The organism is Microbacterium sp. Cr-K20 (assembly GCF_000708325.1).
GTDB lineage: Bacteria > Actinomycetota > Actinomycetes > Actinomycetales > Microbacteriaceae > Microbacterium.
In genome coordinates this window covers 1-773 of the sequence record NZ_JARE01000011.1, presented here as the reverse complement: position 1 = coordinate 773, position 773 = coordinate 1, and the positions used below count along the sequence as shown (strand labels likewise).

At 60.4% G+C, this 773-nt stretch carries 1 protein-coding gene; it reads right to left on the bottom strand.

Annotated features, from left to right (window positions below; translation table 11 throughout):
• Window positions 1-263: 263 nt before the first annotated feature.
• A complete protein-coding gene (locus tag GZ67_RS0102160; protein WP_136025635.1) occupies window positions 264-512 on the bottom strand; it encodes a hypothetical protein in 249 nt (82 codons plus the stop codon).
• Window positions 513-773: the final 261 nt, after the last annotated feature.

The window sequence follows — 773 nt, the reverse complement described above, 5'->3', positions numbered from 1 at the left end:
GTCCCTCGAGCGCCTTCTGGAAGCCCGCGACCACACCCTTTGTCCTCGAACGTCGCGGCCTGGCCTACCGCGCTGCCCCATGGGGTGCACCACACGCCAACGCGGGGTGTCGCGCTCCGCACCGTCGTGAGCAAGCGACAAACTCGTAGGTGCGCGGGCAGCAGACGGCTCTAGTTCAGCGGTCGGCAATTCTGATGAAGCGGGAATCGCGAACTAGGAACGTCAGTGAGACAAGGTCGAACCCTGCCTCACGCGCGTAGGGGCTACTTCGTTTCGTACCAAAAGCTCCACGGCGAGTCGAACACGCCGTTGAAGGTGCAACGACTCGCGACGTTGTACCCCTGCACCTTCAGAGTCGCCTTGCCGATATTGCACTCAAACTCGGTCTTATAGAACGCTGAGGACTCGCGGATCGTGCCCGCCTGCGCGGCGGCAGGTACCGCGATGATCGCTCCTGCAAGCAACAAAGAAATACCGAAAGCACCCACGAGCCCCGCGCTCTTCTTGCTCATCCGCGACATGTTGAACTCCCTCAATCCAGGAATATACAGTATATCCAAGGGTAGCATGTTAGATTACAGGTGACCTCCGGGGGTCGACAAAAGCGACAGCTTCCCGACGAATGACCTCGCCTCCGTGTTTCATCCCAAGGATGCAATGGCCGGGCCATCTCGGCGGCTCGCGGTTAAGCCAACCGCACCCGCCTACTGCTGGACAGGGGTGGTGGCGAGGATATCGACGACGAAGACGAGGCTCTCCTTCTGGAGCTCGTG